This is a genomic window from Allocatenococcus thiocycli (assembly GCF_921292965.1).
Lineage (GTDB): Bacteria > Pseudomonadota > Gammaproteobacteria > Enterobacterales > Vibrionaceae > Vibrio > Vibrio natriegens.
Window position 1 is genome coordinate 118,563 of sequence record NZ_CAKLCK010000043.1, and the last position, 19,486, is coordinate 138,048.

19 protein-coding genes are annotated in these 19,486 nt (G+C 48.2%); all 19 read right to left on the bottom strand.

What is annotated here, in order from left to right:
* Positions 1 to 30: 30 nt before the first annotated feature.
* Entirely contained in the window at positions 31 to 1,041 is a 1,011-nt protein-coding gene (locus tag L9Q40_RS17930) for a chemotaxis protein CheW (protein ID WP_498794120.1), read from the bottom strand.
* Positions 1,034 to 1,810 carry a ParA family protein gene (locus L9Q40_RS17935; protein WP_498794121.1) on the bottom strand — a complete coding sequence of 259 codons (777 nt, stop codon included), beginning with the start codon at positions 1,808 to 1,810 and terminating at the stop codon, positions 1,034 to 1,036. Before L9Q40_RS17935 ends, L9Q40_RS17930 begins: the two co-directional genes overlap by 8 nt.
* Before the next feature lie 8 nt (positions 1,811 to 1,818).
* Positions 1,819 to 2,931, bottom strand: coding sequence for a protein-glutamate methylesterase/protein-glutamine glutaminase (locus L9Q40_RS17940; protein WP_498794122.1), 1,113 nt, complete (start codon positions 2,929 to 2,931; stop codon positions 1,819 to 1,821).
* A 29-nt stretch (positions 2,932 to 2,960) separates the two neighbouring features.
* Complete coding sequence (locus tag L9Q40_RS17945; protein WP_498794123.1) at positions 2,961 to 5,147, bottom strand: chemotaxis protein CheA; 2,187 nt, start codon at positions 5,145 to 5,147, stop codon at positions 2,961 to 2,963.
* Positions 5,148 to 5,156: 9 nt separating this feature from the next.
* Positions 5,157 to 5,897 carry a protein phosphatase CheZ gene (locus L9Q40_RS17950; protein WP_014232650.1) on the bottom strand — a complete coding sequence of 247 codons (741 nt, stop codon included), beginning with the start codon at positions 5,895 to 5,897 and terminating at the stop codon, positions 5,157 to 5,159.
* 115 nt (positions 5,898 to 6,012) lie between these two features.
* A complete protein-coding gene (cheY, locus tag L9Q40_RS17955) occupies positions 6,013 to 6,381 on the bottom strand; it encodes a chemotaxis response regulator CheY (RefSeq protein ID WP_020333593.1) in 369 nt (122 codons plus the stop codon).
* 46 nt (positions 6,382 to 6,427) lie between these two features.
* Positions 6,428 to 7,162, bottom strand: coding sequence for an RNA polymerase sigma factor FliA (locus L9Q40_RS17960; protein ID WP_014232652.1), 735 nt, complete (start codon positions 7,160 to 7,162; stop codon positions 6,428 to 6,430).
* Positions 7,155 to 8,042 (bottom strand): MinD/ParA family protein, encoded by an 888-nt coding sequence (locus L9Q40_RS17965; protein WP_020333595.1) that lies wholly within the window; start codon positions 8,040 to 8,042, stop codon positions 7,155 to 7,157. The genes L9Q40_RS17960 and L9Q40_RS17965 overlap by 8 nt, the downstream gene beginning before the upstream one ends.
* 14 nt (positions 8,043 to 8,056) lie before the next feature.
* The gene (gene flhF, locus L9Q40_RS17970) at positions 8,057 to 9,577 is read right to left on the bottom strand and encodes a flagellar biosynthesis GTPase FlhF (protein WP_014232654.1); all 1,521 of its coding nucleotides are present in this window, start codon (positions 9,575 to 9,577) and stop codon (positions 8,057 to 8,059) included.
* Positions 9,578 to 9,607: 30 nt separating this feature from the next.
* The gene (flhA, locus tag L9Q40_RS17975; RefSeq protein WP_498794126.1) at positions 9,608 to 11,707 is read right to left on the bottom strand and encodes a flagellar biosynthesis protein FlhA; all 2,100 of its coding nucleotides are present in this window, start codon (positions 11,705 to 11,707) and stop codon (positions 9,608 to 9,610) included.
* Between the two features lie 205 nt (positions 11,708 to 11,912).
* Complete coding sequence (flhB, locus tag L9Q40_RS17980) at positions 11,913 to 13,043, bottom strand: flagellar biosynthesis protein FlhB (RefSeq protein ID WP_020333596.1); 1,131 nt, start codon at positions 13,041 to 13,043, stop codon at positions 11,913 to 11,915.
* Positions 13,044 to 13,052: 9 nt separating this feature from the next.
* Complete coding sequence (gene fliR / locus L9Q40_RS17985; RefSeq protein WP_014232657.1) at positions 13,053 to 13,835, bottom strand: flagellar biosynthetic protein FliR; 783 nt, start codon at positions 13,833 to 13,835, stop codon at positions 13,053 to 13,055.
* 8 nt (positions 13,836 to 13,843) lie between these two features.
* On the bottom strand, positions 13,844 to 14,113 hold the full coding sequence (gene fliQ / locus L9Q40_RS17990) for a flagellar biosynthesis protein FliQ (protein WP_014232658.1): 270 nt from the start codon (positions 14,111 to 14,113) through the stop codon (positions 13,844 to 13,846).
* Positions 14,114 to 14,137: 24 nt separating this feature from the next.
* Complete coding sequence (gene fliP / locus L9Q40_RS17995; RefSeq protein WP_498794127.1) at positions 14,138 to 15,007, bottom strand: flagellar type III secretion system pore protein FliP; 870 nt, start codon at positions 15,005 to 15,007, stop codon at positions 14,138 to 14,140.
* Positions 14,994 to 15,419, bottom strand: a complete 426-nt coding sequence (gene fliO, locus L9Q40_RS18000; RefSeq protein WP_065302732.1) for a flagellar biosynthetic protein FliO — start codon at positions 15,417 to 15,419, stop codon at positions 14,994 to 14,996. Before fliO ends, fliP begins: the two co-directional genes overlap by 14 nt.
* Complete coding sequence (fliN, locus tag L9Q40_RS18005; protein WP_005448377.1) at positions 15,419 to 15,829, bottom strand: flagellar motor switch protein FliN; 411 nt, start codon at positions 15,827 to 15,829, stop codon at positions 15,419 to 15,421. The genes fliO and fliN overlap by 1 nt, the downstream gene beginning before the upstream one ends.
* Positions 15,830 to 15,887: 58 nt before the next feature.
* On the bottom strand, positions 15,888 to 16,934 hold the full coding sequence (fliM, locus tag L9Q40_RS18010; protein ID WP_014232661.1) for a flagellar motor switch protein FliM: 1,047 nt from the start codon (positions 16,932 to 16,934) through the stop codon (positions 15,888 to 15,890).
* 7 nt (positions 16,935 to 16,941) lie between these two features.
* A complete protein-coding gene (gene fliL / locus L9Q40_RS18015) occupies positions 16,942 to 17,445 on the bottom strand; it encodes a flagellar basal body-associated protein FliL (RefSeq protein WP_498794128.1) in 504 nt (167 codons plus the stop codon).
* 79 nt (positions 17,446 to 17,524) lie between these two features.
* Complete coding sequence (locus tag L9Q40_RS18020) at positions 17,525 to 19,459, bottom strand: flagellar hook-length control protein FliK (RefSeq protein ID WP_498794129.1); 1,935 nt, start codon at positions 19,457 to 19,459, stop codon at positions 17,525 to 17,527.
* Between the last annotated feature and the right edge of the window lie 27 nt (positions 19,460 to 19,486).

Consider the following 19,486-nt stretch of genomic DNA (forward strand, 5'->3'; position numbering starts at 1 on the left):
ATCCTCGTTAATGTCGTTCCCGACTTCATTCTAATTCATTGATTTGACATCTAAACCAGCGTTTAGCATGTCAATAAGTGCTTGGACGTGAATTAAAGCACACATTTTTTCTTTCACCATGCCCGCTAGCCATGGGCGTTTTCCCGCCTTTTCACGCCAGCGAACGTTGTCGACATTGAGCGTCTCAGTCCCCATCAACTGGTTACTGGCTAACCCCCACATGCTCTCACCTAGCATGACGACATATTGGTAGTTATCTTTGTATTCTTCCCCGCAAAGCTTGTCGGACATCACCCACTTTGCGGTATCAACCACATCAAACTTTTGCTCACGATTGGTCTGTAGCCCCAAATACCAGTCGGGTTTACCAATCAAATGATTCAGTTCAGTGATACGATGAATGCCACCTAACTCATCGAGAGCGACCGCAAACATCACTGCGTTCACATCGAAGTAAAGCACCTGAAAATCTTCATTTCGCTGAGTCGTTTCCCATGATCTTGCTAAAACTTTGGACTCAGAAGCCACTGCCAGTTCTGGCTCAGGTTCGATAACTTGTTCAAGTTCTGGTTGAACCGAGATTATTTCAGACTGGTCGATTTCAATTACTGGTGCTTCGATAACCCATTCCTGAACTTCTTCCTCGACCTCAACAGGTTGCGACACCGCCACTGAACTCGGCTTAGCTTGCTGAGCAATCGCCATGGTGTTCTGGGCCAGAATTTCTTCGATATCCAGTTCGTCAACCACATTGGTCGACTCAAGCTGACTTAATAAACGTTCTACGTCTTCTAAGTTAGGGGCTTCCAGCTCAGGAGTATTGTTTTCTCGAAATGAAGAAGGCTCATCTTGAATAGGTTGCAACTGCAATTCTGGCTCTGGCTCTGGCTCTGGCTCTGGCTCTGGCTCTGAAGATGCGAGTTCTTGAGCAAGTAAGTCAAATTCTTCATCCAGCTCTTCAAGCTCAGTGTCTTCGTCTAGCAATGCGCAGAAGTAATCATCAAGTGCCTGTTCACTGGATATGACATCATGATTACTCATCGAGTGCTAACCTCTCCAGATAAATCAGTAACTGCTTATACGCAAAGACACCGCGACTGCCGGATGCAAAGTGCGAAACGGGCAGATGCTTCAGGCTCGCATCACGAAACTTAGTATCAATCGGCACGGCCGATGACCACACCTGATTTGGGTAGTCCTGCTTCAGTTGGGTCAGGGTCTGCAATGAAGCTCGCGTGCGCTTGTCGTACATGGTTGGCACTATCGTGACTTTAAAGCCATTCGGACGTGATTTTTTCATGATACTCAGGGTGCGCATCATGCGCTCAAGCCCCTTCATCGCCAAAAACTCTGTCTGCACTGGAATCAAAATACGGTCACTGGCGGCAAGCGCATTCACCATCATCACACCAAGAATCGGCGGACAGTCAATCAGCACGTAATCATAATCTTGGGAAACCGCTTTGAGCGCTCGCTTCAGAATAAGCCCCATACCACTGCGATTGCCCATCACCCTATCCAGCGTCGCAAGAGACATGTGAGCAGGAATGATGTCCATACCGTCCAGTTCCGTTTTAATAATCAACGGCTTTACGGTTTCATTCGTGAAGGTCTTAAGCTGAAAAAGATCAAACAAGCTTGATGCCACGTTATCAGAGTCATAACCGAGATAAGTCGTAAGTGAACCATGCGGATCAGTATCGACCATAAGCACGCGATGACCTTTTTGACTTAAAAGACCGGCTAATGTCACTGTGGTGGTGGTTTTGCCTACCCCACCTTTTTGGTTAGCTACACTCCAAACGATCATGCTCTATCCTACGCTAACCCCACTTCAACCAGAATGCGCTCAGCAATGCGATCCAGGGGTAAATCTTCAGACGAAATCCCCGCTTTCGCGACGGCCTGAGGCATACCGTAAACCACACAGCTATCTTCGTCTTGCGCCCAAATGGTTGAACCTGCCGATTTCAACATGCGCGCGCCTTCCCGGCCATCAGCACCCATTCCGGTGAGCACTAACGAGAGCACTTTATCACCGTACACTTTCGCAGCTGAACCAAAGGTCACATCGACACACGGTTTGTAGTTCATTCGATCGCCGCCATCAATAATGCGTAGTCTCGCTACACCTGCGCGGCCATCGACCATCATCTGTTTACCGCCCGGAGCGAGATACGCCACGCCAGCTTGTAATACATCGCCATCCTGCGCTTCTTTCACTTGAATTTTGCACAGCGTATTCAGGCGACTGGCGAAAGCGGCGGTAAAAGTTGCCGGCATGTGCTGAATAAGCACGATCGGATGCGGATAATTCACAGGCAAACGCGTCAAAATCTTTTGCAGTGCCACAGGGCCACCTGTCGACGTACCGATGGCCGTGAGCTGATATCGTTTGCCGGATGCTCGATACTTCGCCACCGAAGAGCGAGGCTTTGGTGTAGCCGGGATCGGATCGCGCGTAGTAAGCGGTCGAGTCAGTGACGTGGTTGCCGCTGGAGATGTGCGAGCAACAGGGCGACGTAAGAAAGCACGCTTGGACGCAATCTGAATGATACGCTGCTGAAGTAGCGATACCGCCTCATCACGGTTGCGCGCGATGTCTTCAAATTTTTTCGGTAAGAAATCCAGTGCACCCGCTTCCAGCGCATCCAGCGTTGCTTTCGCTCCATCATGAGTCAGTGACGAAAACATCAGGATTGGCGTCGGTGACGCAGCCATGATTTCACGAACTGCCGTGATGCCATCCATCACGGGCATTTCAATATCCATGGTAATGACGTCAGGCTTAAGAGATTTGGCTTTTTCTACCGCTTCTCTGCCGTTAACAGCTACGTCAATCACCTCAAGGCGCGATTCTGAGTTGATGATTTCGCTAACGCGACGACGGAAAAAACTCGAATCATCAACGACTAGTACTTTAATCGCCATTTTATTCCTTTTCTAAACGACCGCTTCGGTTAAATGCGTGAACCCGATGCGTATCGCGTCAGTAAATCAGGCACATCAAGAATCAATGCGATGTGACCATCACTGGTGATTGTTGCTCCCGCCATACCCGGGGTACCTTGCAATAACTTATCCAGCGGTTTGATCACCACTTCTTCTTGTCCAATCAGCGTATCAACGACAAAACCAACACGTTGGCTGCCTATTTGCACAATGACAACATGACCATGACCAGTACGCTCCTGAACTCGTGGGGACTTAGTCGCTAGCCAGTTTTGCAGATAGAACAACGGGATTGATTTATCACGGACAATAATCGTCAGCTGACCATCGACGACGTTCGTGCGGCTTAAATCTAAATGGAAGATTTCATTCACAGACGCCAAAGGTAACGCGAACGGATGACCACCGACACCAACCATCAGTGTTGGTAAGATAGCCAGTGTCAACGGCACTTTGATGGTAATCTTGGTGCCTTTACCAAGTTCAGAATCAATATCGATTGAACCATTGAGGGTATTGATGGCGGTTTTTACGACATCCATACCAACGCCGCGACCTGAGATATCAGAGATCTTTTCTTTACTTGAGAAACCAGGAGCAAAGATCAAGTTGAAGCATTCTTTATCGGTCAAGCGAGCAGCGGCATCTTCGTCCATCATGCCGCGTTTGACGGCGATACCACGAAGTTTGTTCGGGTCCATACCGCCACCGTCATCGACGATCGCCAGTTCAATATGATCCCCTTCCTGAGACGCAGAAAGAATTACTTTACCAGTGCGTGATTTGCCCGCTTTTACGCGATCATCTGGCATTTCAATGCCGTGATCGACCGAGTTACGCACTAAGTGGATCAATGGATCGGCCAAGGCTTCCACCAGGTTTTTATCCAGATCCGTTTCTTCACCGCGCATTTCCAGCACGATGTCTTTATTCAGGTTACGCGCCAGATCGCGAACAACACGCGGGAAGCGACCAAACACTTTTTTGATTGGCTGCATGCGCGTTTTCATTACCGCACCTTGCAGATCGGCCGTGACAACATCTAAGTTTGCCACTGCTTTCGACATTTCTTCGTCGTTGCTGTTAAGTCCAAGACTTAATAGACGGTTACGAACCAATACCAGTTCACCAACCATATTCATAATGGTATCAAGCGTGGAGGTATCAACACGTACCGTTGCCTCCGCCTGTGGTTTCTTGACCGCGGGTGCCGAAGCTTTGGTTTCTTCCTTCACCGCGACTGGCTTGGCAGTTGTCTGTGGTGCAGGTGCTGCTGTCGCTTTCGGTGCTACTGGAGCTGGGTTTGTAGAAGCGGGCTTAGTCGCCATGTCGAGCTCTTCAACCGATGGTCCTTTACCCGTACCGTGCAGTTCATCGAGTAACTTCTCGAACTCTTCATCCGTCATCAGATCACTGTCGTTATCCGAAAATGATGAAGAACTAACCGGAGCAGCTGGTTCTGGCGATTTTGGTGGCTCAACAGGCGCAGAAGTCGACGATGATGGGCTCTTGCCAACACCATGCAGTTCATCCAGAAGACGTTCAAATTCGTCGTCTGTTATATCACCGCTATCACCGACAGAAGCGTTTGCTTGTGTTGGTTTAGGTTCAGATTTAGAGACTCCCGGTGCGCTGCCTTTACCATGCAATTCATCCAACAGCTTTTCAAATTCGTCTTGAGTAATTTCGTCTACAGAACCAATACTTGAACCAGCCGTCGGTAACGACAGTTCTTGCTGCGGAGCGGCTGGCTCTGATGGAGTCACAGGCTCTTCAACTGAGATTGTCACTGCCTCATCTTCGGACTCAGGCTTACATAAACGGTGTAGCTCTGCGAGGAGTGTAGGTTCTGCGGCTTCTGGCACTTCACGGGCTTGTACAGCCTGGAATTGAGTGTTGACCGTATCCAGTGCCTTAAGCATGGTATCCATCAGGCTTGGCGTTACTGAGCGTTGACCATTACGCAATACGTCGAAAACGTTCTCCGCACCATGGCATGTATCCACTAGCTCAGCTAATGAAAGGAAGCCAGCGCCTCCTTTTACAGTATGGAAACCGCGGAAAATAGCATTGAGTAAGTCTTTGTCTTCCGGGTTGTTTTCCAGTTCTACTAATTGCTCGGAAAGCAGCTCTAGAATTTCGCCCGCTTCAATGAGAAAGTCGTGCAGAATATCTTCGTCTAAATCGTAGCTCATACGTTACCTTTAAAATCCAAGACTGGACAACAAGTCATCGACTTCGTCCTGCGATGAAACCGCATCTTCTCTCAGTTCAGGGTGAAGAATCGGACCCTCGGCTTCACTTGATGGTTTATTCTTTTTATCTGCCGATGTTGTCAAAACTTGAGTCTGTTCTTCTGGTTTGTTACCAGAGAATACGGTGAGGATGTCTACCAAACGGCCTTCTACTTCATTCACCAGTGTGATCACTCGTCGAATGATTTGGCCTGTTAAGTCTTGGAAGTCTTGTGCCATGAGAATTTCGGTCAATTGACCGCGCAATTCGGTGCTGTCGCCTTCTACCTGAACCAAAAGCTTGTCGATACGATGGCAAAGTGCTTTAAATTCACTTAACTCAATACGACCGCGCATCAGTTCATTCCATTGAGGACGGACTTGCAGAAGACCTTCATGCAAGTTATCTGCGATGGGAAGGCAGCAATCGACTGCATCCATCGTTTTGTTGGCTGCCAGCTCCGTTTTCTCAATCACATAGTTAAGACGATCCCGTGCATCCGGGATTTCATCCTGAGCTATTTCGGTCATGCGCTGATCGAAGTTGAACTGCTTGAGTGAATCGTGAAGATCGCGAGTTAAGGCTCCAATTTCTTGAAGCATTGGGTTCTCAACGCCTTCATATAACGAGGCAACGAGCATATTGGCTTGCTCTTGTTGCCCGTTCTCTAACATTTGAACGAGCGACTTCGCCTGCTCTAGTGAGATCATTCTGAATAGACCTTTTACGTTTAGTTCTTCTTATCGCTTTGGGAAACACTAATCGAGTCATTGTTGAGGTTTTTTTATTTGGTATGAATGACTCGACTAACAAAGAATAAAAGAGTTATAAACGCTCGAAAATTTTCTCTAGTTTTTCTTTTAGTGTTGCAGCGGTAAATGGCTTCACAATGTAACCATTAACGCCAGCTTGAGCCGCTTCGATGATCTGCTCACGTTTCGCTTCAGCTGTAATCATAAGAACAGGAAGGTGCTTTAGTTCAGCATCCGCGCGGATATGTCTTAGCAAATCGATACCTTGCATACCTGGCATGTTCCAGTCAGTTACCACAAAATCGAAGTCACCTTTTTTCAGCATTGGTAATGCAGTTAAACCGTCGTCCGCTTCTTGAGTGTTATTGAAACCCAAGTCACGAAGCAGGTTTTTAACAATACGGCGCATTGTTGAGAAATCATCAACAATAAGGATCTTCATGTTTTTATTCAAAATTGCCTCCACTGAATCATAAAGTCAGTGTTTTCTAATTATTTTGTGTCCACGCACTCAGCTTGGTGCGTAAACGTTGCATCGATTGACTCAGAATTTGACTTACGCGAGATTCGCTTACGCCCAAAACATCGCCAATTTCTTTTAAGTTAAGTTCTTCGTCATAATAAAGCGAAAGTACCAATGCTTCACGCTCTGGAAGCTGTTTTATTGATTCAATCAGTGCTTTACGAAAAGATTCGTCAGCCACACCTTTAAATGGGTTGCTGTTATCACTTTCATCTGACGGTGAAATGACATCATCTGAAACGCCTAAATCCTCAATACCGACTAACTTTGAGCAGTTTATATCAGTTAGTGCACTATGATATTGATCCAAAGTCATTTCGAGATGTGCCGCCACTTCAGAATCTGTCGGGTCACGGTTGAGAATGCCTTCGAGCTCTGCAATGGCTTGATTAATTTCACGATTGTTTTTATGAACCGAACGCGGAACCCAATCCCCTTTGCGCATGTCGTCTAACATAGCGCCGCGAATACGGATACCAGCATAGGTTTCAAAGCTCGCACCTTTCGTGCCGTCATAATTCTGCTGAGCTTCGATAAGGCCGATCATGCCGGCCTGGATTAAATCCTCTACCTGAACACTCGGCGGTAAGCGGCCTAAAAGGTGATGAGCAATACGCTTAACCAACACAGAATAACGCTCTATGAACGCCTGTTGACTGTTTACTTTCCCGCGTTGATCGTAGGTTACTGCATTATTCACCAAATGGGTCCTCTGTGAATTCACTACGATTTAGCAGCCTTTCGACAAAAAACTCCAAGTGTCCACTTGGCGTTTTTGGTATTGGCCACGTTAATGCTTTATTCGCTAAAGAACTGATCGCTAACGCTGCAGGAGAGCGTGGGAACGCATCTACGACAATTTTCTGGCGTTTAACGGCCTGACGGACTTTATCATCTAAAGGAATGCAGGCGACGAGTTCAAGGCTTACATTCAGGAATCGTTCAGTGACAAGTGTCAGTTTTGCAAACAGTTCTCGCCCTTCACGATAGCTTCGAACCATGTTCGCGACGATTTTAAAGCGTTGAACCTGATGCTCTTTGCTCAGCAGTTTGATTAGTGCGTAGGCGTCAGTGATCGACGTCGGCTCATCGCACACAACGACAACCACATCTTGGGCGGCTCGTGAGAAACTGATCACCATGTCTGAGATACCTGCAGCGGTATCAACCAGTAGGACATCCATTTCATCTTCAAGACTGCCAAATGCACGAATAAGCCCAGCATGCTGTGAATGAGAAAGCTCAGTCATGCTCTGTGAGCCAGATGTTGCCGGAATTATCTTAATGCCATAAGGTCCTTCAACAATCGCATCTTTTAACTCACACTCCCCAGCCAGGACATGTCCTAAGTTGCGCTTTGAACGAATCCCGAGCATTACGTCAACATTGGCCAGGCCTAAGTCAGCGTCAAGAACCATTACTTTCTTGCCTTGACGAGCCATAGAGATCGCAAGACCCAGTGTTACGTTTGATTTACCCACACCACCTTTACCACCAGTAACAGCAATTACTTTGGTTAATGATGGCTGTGTTAAGCGACGGAGGCCGCTTGCTTGATCGTGTATCATATTCTCAGTCATAGTAATCCGTCGCCCTAGAGTCCTTCACTTTCACTGTTCCAAAAGTGAGGTTCGTTCTCTATCGACTTCTCTAACAGTTCATTTGCTTTCGCAAGCATGTATTTTGGTTGTGCTATCACAATGTCTTCTGGCACGCGCTGACCATTAGCGATGTAAGCCACTGGCAGTGCATTTTGAATCACCACACTGATGAACTCCCCTAGACTCAGGGATTCATCAAGTTTAGTCATTATACAACCTGACAGTGGGATGCGTCTGAAGTGTTCCAGTGTTTCTTGCAGAACGCGGCGTTGTGCGGTAGCGGGCAAAACAAGGTAGCTGTGAATCACTTCCCCGCTCTCTTGCATCAGGGTGTCGAGTTGCTCGGTCAGCCTCACATCTCGTTGGCCCATCCCTGCCGTATCAACCAAAATCAATCTTCTGTTTCGTAGCTGATATATTACATCGGCTAACTCTTTAGAATCTTTAGCAACTCTTACGGGACAACCCATAATTCTTCCATAAATTGAGAGCTGCTCATGGGCACCGATACGATAAGTATCCGTAGTCACCAGTGCCACGTTGTCGGCACCGTATTCCATCGCAGCCCTGGCCGCCAGCTTTGCCACGGTTGTGGTTTTGCCGACGCCTGTTGGTCCAAGCAATGCAACCACGCCACCGCGCTTTAAAATATCTTGCTTTGGAATATGGATTTGGTCCGCGACGAGAGAAAGTAGCGCCTTCCATGCTCGTGCTGGTTTGGTATCTTCTGGGATATAACACGCCATTTGATCCGCCAGCTCAGGAGACACGCCCATCCGTTCTAATCGTTTGATGAGCATGGCTCTTAACGGCTCGCGGCGCTCTACTTCCTGCCACATCAAACCAGAAACCTGATGCTCCAAAAGACGTCGAATTGATGTCATCTCTTCGCGCATGTTTTCCAGCTCTGTCGGTGAGTCATCACGGGCATCTGAAGGTCTGCGGCGATCGTAACGTGTTGGGTCGAGTTTTGGCTTTGGACGTTCAAAACGATCGTCCTGAGCGATCAGCTTCGCCAACGGAGAATCGGGCTGATAAGGCGCAGCTCTTTCTTGGCTGTATTCGTCACGTTGCTTGTTTTGGCGCTTTAAGAGTGCTGACAGTGAATCTTCATTTTCAGCAACGTACTCATCCGGGTCCTCTGCACCACCACTGTAATGCTTAAGCATGCTCGCAAAACGCTGCGTCATTGAGCCTGATTTTTCGTGAGAATCCGTTTTATTGCTACGCAGGCTGATTTTATCTTCTTCTAAGCTGCGTTCCTGAAAGCGCTCAGCCGCTGAAGAGGACATTTGACGATGTTCGTTGTAGCGATTAGGTAGAGAGGTAGCGCGATTAGGTTGCGCAGAAGCCTGTGGTGAAGACGAGTTTGATTCACTATCGATGGCAGCCACGATAGCTACCCCGCCAGCCACTTTCTTATTCGACATGATTACCGCTTCCGCACCCAACTCCTCTTTTACTTGGAGCAGCGCTGTTCGCATGTCTTTGGCAAAAAATCGCTTTATTTTCAAACTATCAATCCATTAAAAAAGGCGTGAGAATCAATTACCCACGGCTTGCACAATTCTGATCTGTTTCTCATCCGGTATTTCCTGATAGGAAAGTACCCGAAGATTAGGGATTGTGTTCTTCACAAATCTAGCCAACGTGGAGCGCAGAACGCCAGAAGTTAGCAGAACAGAAGGTTCGCCTTTCAATTCTTGTTCTTGCGTTGCTTGGCTCAGTGAAGACTGCAATCGTTCGGCAAGCCCAGGTTCAATACCTGCAGATTCGCCGCCCGACGCCTGCATTGTTTGATGCAATATCTGTTCCAGTTCAGGAATCAGCGTAATCACTGGCAATTCAGGCTCTATACCATTGATTTCCTGAACAATTAAACGTTTCAGACTGATACGAACGGCCGCCGTTAAAATGTCAGGTTCTTGACTCTTACTGGAGTACTCCGCCAAGGTTTGCACGATGGTACGGATATCTCGAATTGGAATCGCTTCGTTAAGCAGGTTTTGCAGTACTTTCACCACCACCCCCAGCGGTAACTGATCGGGTATAAAATTCTCCACCAGCTTAGGTGCACTTCGACCCAGCATTTCCATCAGGTTCTGAACTTCTTCATGGCCAATCAATTGCGACGCATTGTTGGTCAGCTGTTGACTGAGGTGCGTTGCCAGTACCGTGGACGAATCCACCACTGTGTAACCCAGCGCCTGAGCATGCTCGCGCTGCTCCTCACGAATCCATACGGCTTCAAGTCCAAATGCCGGATCAATGGTTGGTTCCCCATCAATCATGCCGTAAACCTGCCCGGGGTTAATCGCGAGTTCTTGGTCCGGACGGATTTCAGCCTCACCTACCGCGACGCCCATCAAGGTAATACGGTAGCTATTTGGGGTCAGTTCCAGATTGTCTCGGATATGGACGGCGGGGATGAGAAAGCCGAAGTCCTGAGATAACTTTTTACGCACACCTTTAACGCGCTCCAAGAGTTCACCACCCTGATCACGATCAACAAGCGGAATCAGACGATAGCCGACTTCTAAGCCAATAATATCAACGGGTTGAACATCATCCCACGAAAGCTCACGTTTTGAAGATGGCTCATTACCCTCATCGGCTGTCGCGGGTAAAGCAGGCTCCTTAGCTTTCTGCTTTTGACGCTTATCGATAAAGTAAGCGCCCGCTCCGGCCACAACGGCTAACGATAAAAACGCAAAGTGTGGCATGCCCGGGACGATGCCCATCACACCAAGAATCGCTGCAGTGATCATCAACGCTTTGGGATTATCGAACATTTGGAACACCAATTGCTCGCCCATGTCTTCATCCGTGTTCTGACGCGTCACCATCATTGCAGCGGCAATCGACAGCAATAGTGACGGTATCTGTGCGACCAAGCCGTCACCAATGGTCAACAGCGTGTAGATTTCAATCGCATCACCAAAACCTAAACCGTATTGCGCCATACCGATGGAAAGACCACCGATAATATTGATAAACAGAATCAGGATGCCAGCAATCGCATCCCCTTTCACAAACTTCGATGCACCGTCCATTGAGCCGTAAAAATCCGCCTCTTTGGTCACTTCAAAACGGCGCACGCGCGCTTGTTCCTGATCGATTAGACCCGCATTCAAGTCAGCATCGATCGCCATCTGTTTGCCCGGTAGAGCATCCAAAGTAAAGCGAGCGCTCACCTCTGAAATACGACCGGCACCTTTGGTGACCACCATAAAGTTAATGATCATCAAGATGAGGAAAACAACCAAACCAACTGCGTAGTTGCCGCCAATTACTACGTTACCAAACGCCTCGATAACGTTACCTGCCGCATCTCCGCCTTCATGACCATGCAGCAATACGACACGCGTCGACGCGACGTTTAGTGCGAGACGCAGTAGTGTTGCAATAAGCAGAACAGTAGGAAAGGCCGCAAAGTCGAGCGGACGCCGGGTGTAAACCGTCACTAACAACACCACCATAGATAGCGCGATATTGAAGGTGAAAAACATATCCAGCAGGAATGCAGGTATCGGCAACACCACCATTGCAAGGGTGGCCAAGACCATAACAGGTGCGCCAATGGCTGGCATTTCACGCTGAGGAATTCGTGGCAATTTATCTGCAAATGGCAGGTTTAACTTCATACTGCAAGGTATCTCAATCGAGTGAAAGCATCGCGTTGGTAACGATATTGTGCGCGACGGCTTTAGCCTAAAAGTTTAGGAATTGTTGATAGTTACATCATTCTTAGCAATCTGCGTACCATGATTTACGCCAAAATAATGACTAAAGGCTCAACAGGTCACAAATCATTGAATCAAAGAACTTTTATTTGACGCACTACTCCGTCTAGTGACGATGTTCCGGTGGGATAGGCAAGTCATAGTCCTGAAGCTTAGGTCTCTGGCCACCACGCTTGCGGTACTGTTTCAACTGGAAGACAAATGCGAGTACTTGTGCCACTGCGGTAAACAGACCATCCGGGATCTCCTGCTCCAATTCCGTACTGTGGTAGAGCGCACGAGCTAATGGTGGCGCCGGGACAATGGTAATGTCATGTTCACGAGCCACCTCGCGGATTTTCATTGCCATATGGTCGGTGCCTTTGGCGATAACCACAGGAGCACGGTCCGTTTTCTGCTTATAGCGCAGCGCAACCGAGAAGTGCTCAGGGTTGGTGATGATAACATCCGCTTGAGGCACATCAGCCATCATTCGGCGCTGTGCTGCTTCCCGCTGCAACATACGGATTCGACCTTTAACCTCAGGCTTACCTTCTGTCTCTTTGTATTCATCTTTGACCTCTTGCTTGGTCATTTTCAATTGATCGGAGTGTTGCCAAATCTGAAAGGGAATGTCGATGGCAACCACTATCAGTAACGAGCAACTGATCAGTAAGATAAAGTTCAGCAAGATATCGAGGGCATGGAGAATATTCTGCGGATAAACGTCCATGCTCAGTTGAATCAAGTCCGCTTGCGACGCCTGAATCAAATACATAGCGAATCCAGTCACCAGTACGACTTTTAAGATCGATTTGATCAGCTCAACCCAACTTTGCATGCCAACCATACGTTTAAGGCCACTAAGCGGGTTCATTTTTGATAGCTTAGGCATTGCCGCCTGGGCAGAAAAACTGATGCCACCAACACCCGCTGCACCTATCATCGCGGCGACAAATAAGGTAGCCAGAATCAGGAAGAGTGGAAAAAACAGTTCCGTCATCGCGCCTAACGCGATATCGAACAACTTAGCGGTATCAAAAATTTCATCACGGGTCAGATTGAACAGGCGGCTCATGATGGAAAATAACGCGCGTGCTAATGTCTCACCAAACCACATCAGCGAAATGGCACCAACTATCAATACCGACGCTGACGCAAGCTCTTTGGACCGAGCAACCTGCCCCTTTTCTCTGGCTTGTTGTAACCGTCGGGGCGTGGCTTCTTCGGTGCGTTCCTGACCGTCTGACTCTGCCAAACCAGCCTCCTAACAATCCAGGCGAATGAGGCGACAAATCTGCTCCTCACCCACAGCCCAGTACAACTCGTAATGGCTGTACAAGCCAGCCAAGATGTACCAACAAATTAACAAACCGACCATCAAGGCAAACGCGAAGCCGAGTGAAAATATATTTAACTGCGGCGCTGCACGCGTCATCACACCGAATGATAAGTTGATGGTCAACAGAGCAATAATGCCTGATAGCGACATACTTAATGCCGTTTTGAACATGATGCCCAGCCACCCCGCCAACTCACGGAAATCCACGGCCGTTAGAGTGCCAGAGCCGATAGGTAGTGTTTTAAAGCTGAAAACCACCAGCTGCAACATTTTTAAATGCCCGTCTGTGGCAAGAAAGAACATGGTGGTTAAAAACATAAACAGCTGACCGAGCAACGGGGTATTTTGTCCGTTAGCGGGATCAACCATCGAAGCAAAGCCCAAACTGGATTGCATGCCAAGAATTTGACCTAACAAGACAAAGGTCTGAATCATGAATTGAGTCACCATGCCCATCGCAATGCCGATAATCATCTGCTCGGCAATGGTCATAAAACCGCGAAATGAGACCAGCTCAATATCTTGTGGAACAGTCGGTATCGCAGGCATGACCGCAAACGTAATGGCGAGCCCCAGGTAGAGACGAATTCGAGGCGACACAAAACGAGCCCCGGTAACGGTCATCACCATCAACATGGAAGAAATGCGGACATACGGCCAAAAATAGTTGGCAATCCACTCTAAAATGATACCAGACGGGTATTCCATGCGCGTCCCTAGTACAGCACTTGAGGCAGGCGCTCAATCAAGCCGTAGAAGTACTCCATCAACATTTGTGTCATCCAGTGTCCAAAGAGCATCAGAGCGAGCAAAGTGATGATCAAACGAGGCAAAAAGCTTAAGGTCTGTTCGTTAATTGAAGTTGCCGCCTGAAAAACGGCCACGATCAGACCCACGAGCAGGCTTGGTATGATAATGGCGCAGACCATGATCAGCACCATCCACAGTGCTTCGCGGAACAGCTCGACAAACATTTCTGGAGTCATGTCTTATCCTCTACTCCGCGCCAATCACAGGGCAAAACTGCCGGCGAGCGTCGACAGTATCAAATTCCAGCCATCCACCAGCACGAATAGCATCAGCTTAAACGGCAACGATACAATCATCGGTGACAACATCATCATACCCATCGCCATAAGTACTGAAGCGACGACAAGGTCGATGATCAAAAACGGCAAGAACAACATAAAGCCAATTTGGAAGGCGGTTTTCAGCTCAGAGGTAATAAACGCCGGAATCAGTACAGCCATAGAAACGTCTTCTGGGTTTGTCACCTGCTCGCCCGACATATTGACGAAGGTTTCTAGGTCTTTAATTCGAGTCTGTTTGAGCATAAAGGCTTTCATTGGCACCTGCGCGGCATCAAACGCTTCTCTGGCAGTCACCTGCTCATTCAAATAAGGTTGAATGGCGGTATCGTTTATCTCGTTCAGCACCGGTGACATCACAAAGAAGGTAAGGAAAAGTGCGATACCAATGATCACCTGATTGGAAGGCGTTTGTTGCAGGCCCATCGCCTGACGAAGAATCGACATGACCACAACAATGCGCGTAAATGACGTCATCAAAATCACCATTGCTGGCAAGAAGCCAAGCATGGTCATTAAGGCGAGGATTTGCAGCGTGATGGAATAATCTTCGCTACCATCCGGATTGGTGGTCATGGTAAACGCTGGTATTCCACCGCTATTAGTGACCGACATCGTGCGGCTAGCGCCTGTATCAGTCTGCATCGCCTGAACGGTTACGCTATTCCCTTCTGCCAAATTAGCAGGCAGTGAACACTCCTCCACCTGAGCAAACGAAAGTGAAGAAAACAGTACGCTCGCCAGAAAAATAAAGGTGCTCATGATGAGACGAATTGGGTTAGCGTTTGTCATTTTTCTTTATCAGCTGACTAAATTGATTGGCAAAAGCAGTATTCGCCAACTCTTCCTCTTTGAGAGGCTTCTCGAGCTTGGCAAGCGTTTGGATAGATTGGCTAGTGATGCCGACTAAAAATTGCTCTTCACCAACCTGAATCACTGCAATTCGCTCTTTGGTTCCCACAGGTAACTGGCTGACGATTTTTAAGCCTTTTTGTTGCCCGAATGCTGGCACTTGCATGCGCTTCAACAACCAGGCAAGCAGCAATATCACCCCGATAACCAGCACCAGTGAACCGAGTGTCGTCAGCAAATCAAAACTGCTTGGCGCAGACATCGAAGCAGAAGAAGCCAGCGCCAGTGGCGCACTTAGTGTGCAACTCAGCGCGCCAGCTATTTGCTTCCATCTTTTTGAACCAATGCTCATTAGCGAAGCTTCTTAATTCGTTCAGTCTGACTGATCACGTCTGTTAAACGGATACCGAACTTGTCGTTGACCACAACCACTTCACCGTGCGCAATCAGAGTGCCATTAACCAACACATCCAGTGATTCACCCGCCAGACGATCCAGTTCCACCACGGAGCCTTGGTTCAATTGCAATAGATTTCGGATGCTGATTTGCGAACGGCCAACTTCCATAGAAATCGTTACGGGAATATCCATGATGGTGTCGAGTTTACGACGTTCATCATCAGATATTGGGCTTGAGGTATCTTTCAGCTCCTCCAGAGGTGCTGCCAATACTTCATCTACGTCAATTGACGGTGCAGACGGGTCCTCGCCCAGAGCAGCCGCCCATTCGTCCGCTAGCTTTTGATCGTCACTTGGTTCCATTTTTCTATCCTGTGCTTTTCCTTACTTGCCCCTCAACATAGGAGCCCTGTAAGGTGTCTTAATCTTCTGTTTGGTTGTCCTTCTCAAGTTCAGACATGATGTCTTTACTCAAGAAAGCTAAATCGGTTTTCACGACGTGAGGTCGCTCAATCTCTTGTGATATCTGTACCGCCAGCTTGTCATCTGCACGTCCCATTTTTACTCGATAGGTCGGCAAGTCTTCGACGAACATGGTCGCATGCTCCGGCATTTCTATCGGGATGATGTCTCCGGGTTGCAGCTCCATCAGATCACGCAGCGAAATGTTCTTTTCCAGCAGGTTCACGCGGAAGTTAACCGGACAGTCCATGATTTCTTCGCGCAGAGCCGAGCTCCAGCGAACGTCAGTTTCCATCTTGTCAGACTGCACACCGGCATCCAGCAGTTCGCGGATCGGTTCAACCATGGAGTACGGCATAACCACGTGAAAATCACCACCGCCACCATCGACTTCGATGTGAAAAGAACTGACCACAATCACTTCTGTTGGGCTGACAATGTTTGCCATGCTCGGGTTGACTTCCGAGTCGAGGTATTCAAACTCCACCCCCATGACTGGCGACCATGCTTCTTTGTAATCTTCAAAGACGACTTTCAACAGCAGTTGGATAATGCGTCGCTCAGTCGGCGTAAATTCGCGGCCTTCAATTTTGGCGTGGAATCGACCATCACCACCAAAAAAGTTTTCTACCAGAATAAATACCAAGCGCGCTTCCATGGTGATCAACGCCGTACCTTTTAGCGGTCGAAAGCGAACCATGTTTAAACTGGTTGGAACATACAAGGTGTTCTGGTACTCGCCGAATTTCATCATCTGAACGCCGTTAATCGACACTTCTGCCGTTTTGCGTAGCATATTGAACAGGCTAATACGCATATGTCGGGCAAAACGCTCGTTGATAAGCTCGAGCGTCGGCATGCGACCACGGACTATTCGGTCTTGAGATGAGAAGTCAAAACTGACAGCACCACCGGGATCGTCATCGATGGAATCGTCAACGTCATCAACATCGTCAACGCCATGCAATAGCGCATCAATTTCGTCTTGGCTTAATAGATCGGTCACGTTTTACCTATTGAATAACAAAATCTGTAAACAGTACTTTTTCAATCACTGACTTTCCGACAGCGGCATTCAGTGCTGCTTTAATATCTTCAGACGCGCGATCGCGTAACTCCACTCGTCCCGTTGGCGAGCGCAACTGCTCTACGGTTGCCGAAGCGAACGTCGACAGCAGTGAGCTCTCAATCAGTGGCGAATGATAACGTGCCAGTTGTTCATTATCTGAGCCACGTACCATCAACTGAGCTTTGATTTGTACCAGTCTGTCGCGGCTGTCTCCGGTCACGTTGAAAACAAACGGCTGGGGAAGATTTACATACGCAATGGGAACTTCGGCTGCGGCTACTTGAGCTTGTTGCGGTTCCGCATTATTCGACTTCTCCGAATCATCCGATCCCATGAAAAAGAACGCAGCTGCACCGCCTCCCAACAAAAGGACCACGACTGCGATGATAATCAGTAGCTTGCCTTTGCCCTTTGGTGCGCCTACCCCTTGTAACTGTTCTTCAGCCATTCTTTTCTCTTATTTTTGTTCTATTTAATCTGGTGGATAACGAGGCCATATTGGTTCTCATCATCCAAATTCAATCATGTTATGCGTAGAAACTAATCCCATCACGCGGCGAGGTGACATTCACATTAAGTTCAACGCCACCATCAAAGTCTTCATCAGTCTGACCTGAGAAACCTCGCCCAAAGCCGCCTTGCTTATTTTGCTCCGCCGCAGAATATCCACGTTGCTGCTGGCCACTATTTTGCTGTTGAACCGAAGTGTCAGCCAACTGCATACCCTGCTGGGCAAGCATTTCTCGCAGTCGAGGCAGTGTTTGTTCAATGATGTCACGCGCCTGCGGATTGGATACCGTAAAGTGAACATTGGCCAAATCGCTGTTCATAGTCATGCGAATCTGCATCCGGCCAAGCTCAGGCGGATCAAGGCGGATATCAAGGTTCTTCAAGTTTTTCGACATCATCATTTGCACTTTTTCTGCTACCTGATCGTTAGCCAACTCCTTGGTCAACTGTAATGGTAATTGTGCTTGCTGTGCGGCATCGATTCGGGCTTGCTGTGGCGTGGTAACGCCTTGCTGACTGACAGCGGCTTGCAACTGACCAGCTAACCCCTGCTGTGGCTCGGTTTTATCCTGCTTATCCGTCGTAGCTTTGAGGACTCCGGTCGCTAATGCTGAGTTCATCGCTTTGTGGCTGGCTTCTGTATTTGCCAGCGTCTGCCCAATCGCAGGATTGACAGTAGCCGTCGTTAGCCCTTCCGGCATGGCAGGTAAATCGGCTTTTTCAGCCACCTGCGTTGGTACTTGTCCAACCGCGGCTTTCAACTCTTGAGCCGCCACTTGCGGTGTCGGAGTCGAAGCGTTCATCTGGTGGCGCGTAACGTTGTGTTGCGCCGTTTGTGGCTCTGATATTGCGAGTTTTACTTCGTTTGGAAAAGCCACTAATTGAGAAAGTTCATCGTCGGATAACTCCGCGATAACGGCACCGGTTTTCAAACCGTCAATAATGTCAGACTCTTGGCTCGTCAGTGGTTTACCCTGAGCCAGTTTGGTGTCGATAACTTCAAGTTCTTCAATCGAGACGCGCTGAACTGCATTCGCACTCATAACACCTGGCTCATCGTTGCTAATAGCACTCGCTGTGTACGCCATAGCCTCGATATTGACGGCATTTGGTTCCAGTCTTGTTTCAGGTTGAGAGATCAGAGGAGACGTGTCTTTCTCCTCAGCCAAATCAGAAACATGATTTTTTGCTTCAATGACAGCGGGCTTCAGTTCATCTTCAGCAACAAGGTTTTTGACACTTTCGACACCGTCAACAGGCTCAAAAGGTTTAACGAGTTCTAAATCCTCTGGGTGTTTAGCGTTCTTGCTGCCAACGTGATCCAAAACATCAGTCGTCTTGGGAGGCAAAACCTTGCCACGCTCTAGCTCTTGATTGACAGAGTTTAGGGCTTGATTCGCTTGTTCAATTCGTCCGAGCAGTTGCTGTCCTTCGTCCATAGAACGAGTGACATCAAGGTCGACAACTTCATCAGTTTTGGCAATTTTCGGCTCAGGCTTGTCTGTCTCCACGACGGTCTGCTCAAGATCAGACGGCGCTTGTTTTTTAGGTGCGACCTGATTGCTCGTGGCTATCTCCTGACTTCCACTCGCGCGCGTTACCGACCGCATTACCTGTTCTTCAGGCTCTGCCTGCCCATTGTCTTGTTCTAACAATGCTTTTGTTGACTGATTTTCGCTTTGTCCTTCAGATACAACGGCCTCTTCAACTCCACTTTCTGGTTCAGAGGTTTCCACGGAAGAAGCACGAGCGTTTTCACTCGTTTCAGTAGCTTCAGGCACATCTGGCGTCAATTTTTCATCAGTCACTTCAACTTTGAGTGAATCTGCGAATACTCCAGCTAAGGTTTCAATAAAACCTTTGCTTTCTGAGCCTTCTGTAGACGTTTTTGCGCCAACCTCAGAAACCGAGGTCTTATTGGTCGCAGCAACATTAGACAAATTCACATTCATATAAACATTCTCGTTTTTGGCATTGAA

Excerpts from the sequence above, each read along its gene's own strand:
- L9Q40_RS17930 (WP_498794120.1), bottom strand. The coding sequence starts at position 1,041 with ATGAGTAATCATGATGTCATATCCAGTGAACAGGCACTTGATGATTAC.
- L9Q40_RS17935 (WP_498794121.1), bottom strand. The coding sequence starts at position 1,810 with ATGATCGTTTGGAGTGTAGCTAACCAAAAAGGTGGGGTAGGCAAAACC.
- L9Q40_RS17940 (WP_498794122.1), bottom strand. The coding sequence starts at position 2,931 with ATGGCGATTAAAGTACTAGTCGTTGATGATTCGAGTTTTTTCCGTCGT.
- L9Q40_RS17945 (WP_498794123.1), bottom strand. The coding sequence starts at position 5,147 with ATGAGCTACGATTTAGACGAAGATATTCTGCACGACTTTCTCATTGAA.
- L9Q40_RS17950 (WP_014232650.1), bottom strand. The coding sequence starts at position 5,897 with ATGATCTCACTAGAGCAGGCGAAGTCGCTCGTTCAAATGTTAGAGAAC.
- cheY (WP_020333593.1), bottom strand. The coding sequence starts at position 6,381 with ATGAAGATCCTTATTGTTGATGATTTCTCAACAATGCGCCGTATTGTT.
- L9Q40_RS17965 (WP_020333595.1), bottom strand. The coding sequence starts at position 8,042 with ATGACTGAGAATATGATACACGATCAAGCAAGCGGCCTCCGTCGCTTA.
- flhA (WP_498794126.1), bottom strand. The coding sequence starts at position 11,707 with ATGAAGTTAAACCTGCCATTTGCAGATAAATTGCCACGAATTCCTCAG.
- fliR (WP_014232657.1), bottom strand. The coding sequence starts at position 13,835 with ATGGAATACCCGTCTGGTATCATTTTAGAGTGGATTGCCAACTATTTT.
- fliQ (WP_014232658.1), bottom strand. The coding sequence starts at position 14,113 with ATGACTCCAGAAATGTTTGTCGAGCTGTTCCGCGAAGCACTGTGGATG.
- fliP (WP_498794127.1), bottom strand. The coding sequence starts at position 15,007 with ATGACAAACGCTAACCCAATTCGTCTCATCATGAGCACCTTTATTTTT.
- fliO (WP_065302732.1), bottom strand. The coding sequence starts at position 15,419 with ATGAGCATTGGTTCAAAAAGATGGAAGCAAATAGCTGGCGCGCTGAGT.
- fliN (WP_005448377.1), bottom strand. The coding sequence starts at position 15,829 with ATGGAACCAAGTGACGATCAAAAGCTAGCGGACGAATGGGCGGCTGCT.
- fliL (WP_498794128.1), bottom strand. The coding sequence starts at position 17,445 with ATGGCTGAAGAACAGTTACAAGGGGTAGGCGCACCAAAGGGCAAAGGC.
- L9Q40_RS18020 (WP_498794129.1), bottom strand. The coding sequence starts at position 19,459 with ATGAATGTGAATTTGTCTAATGTTGCTGCGACCAATAAGACCTCGGTT.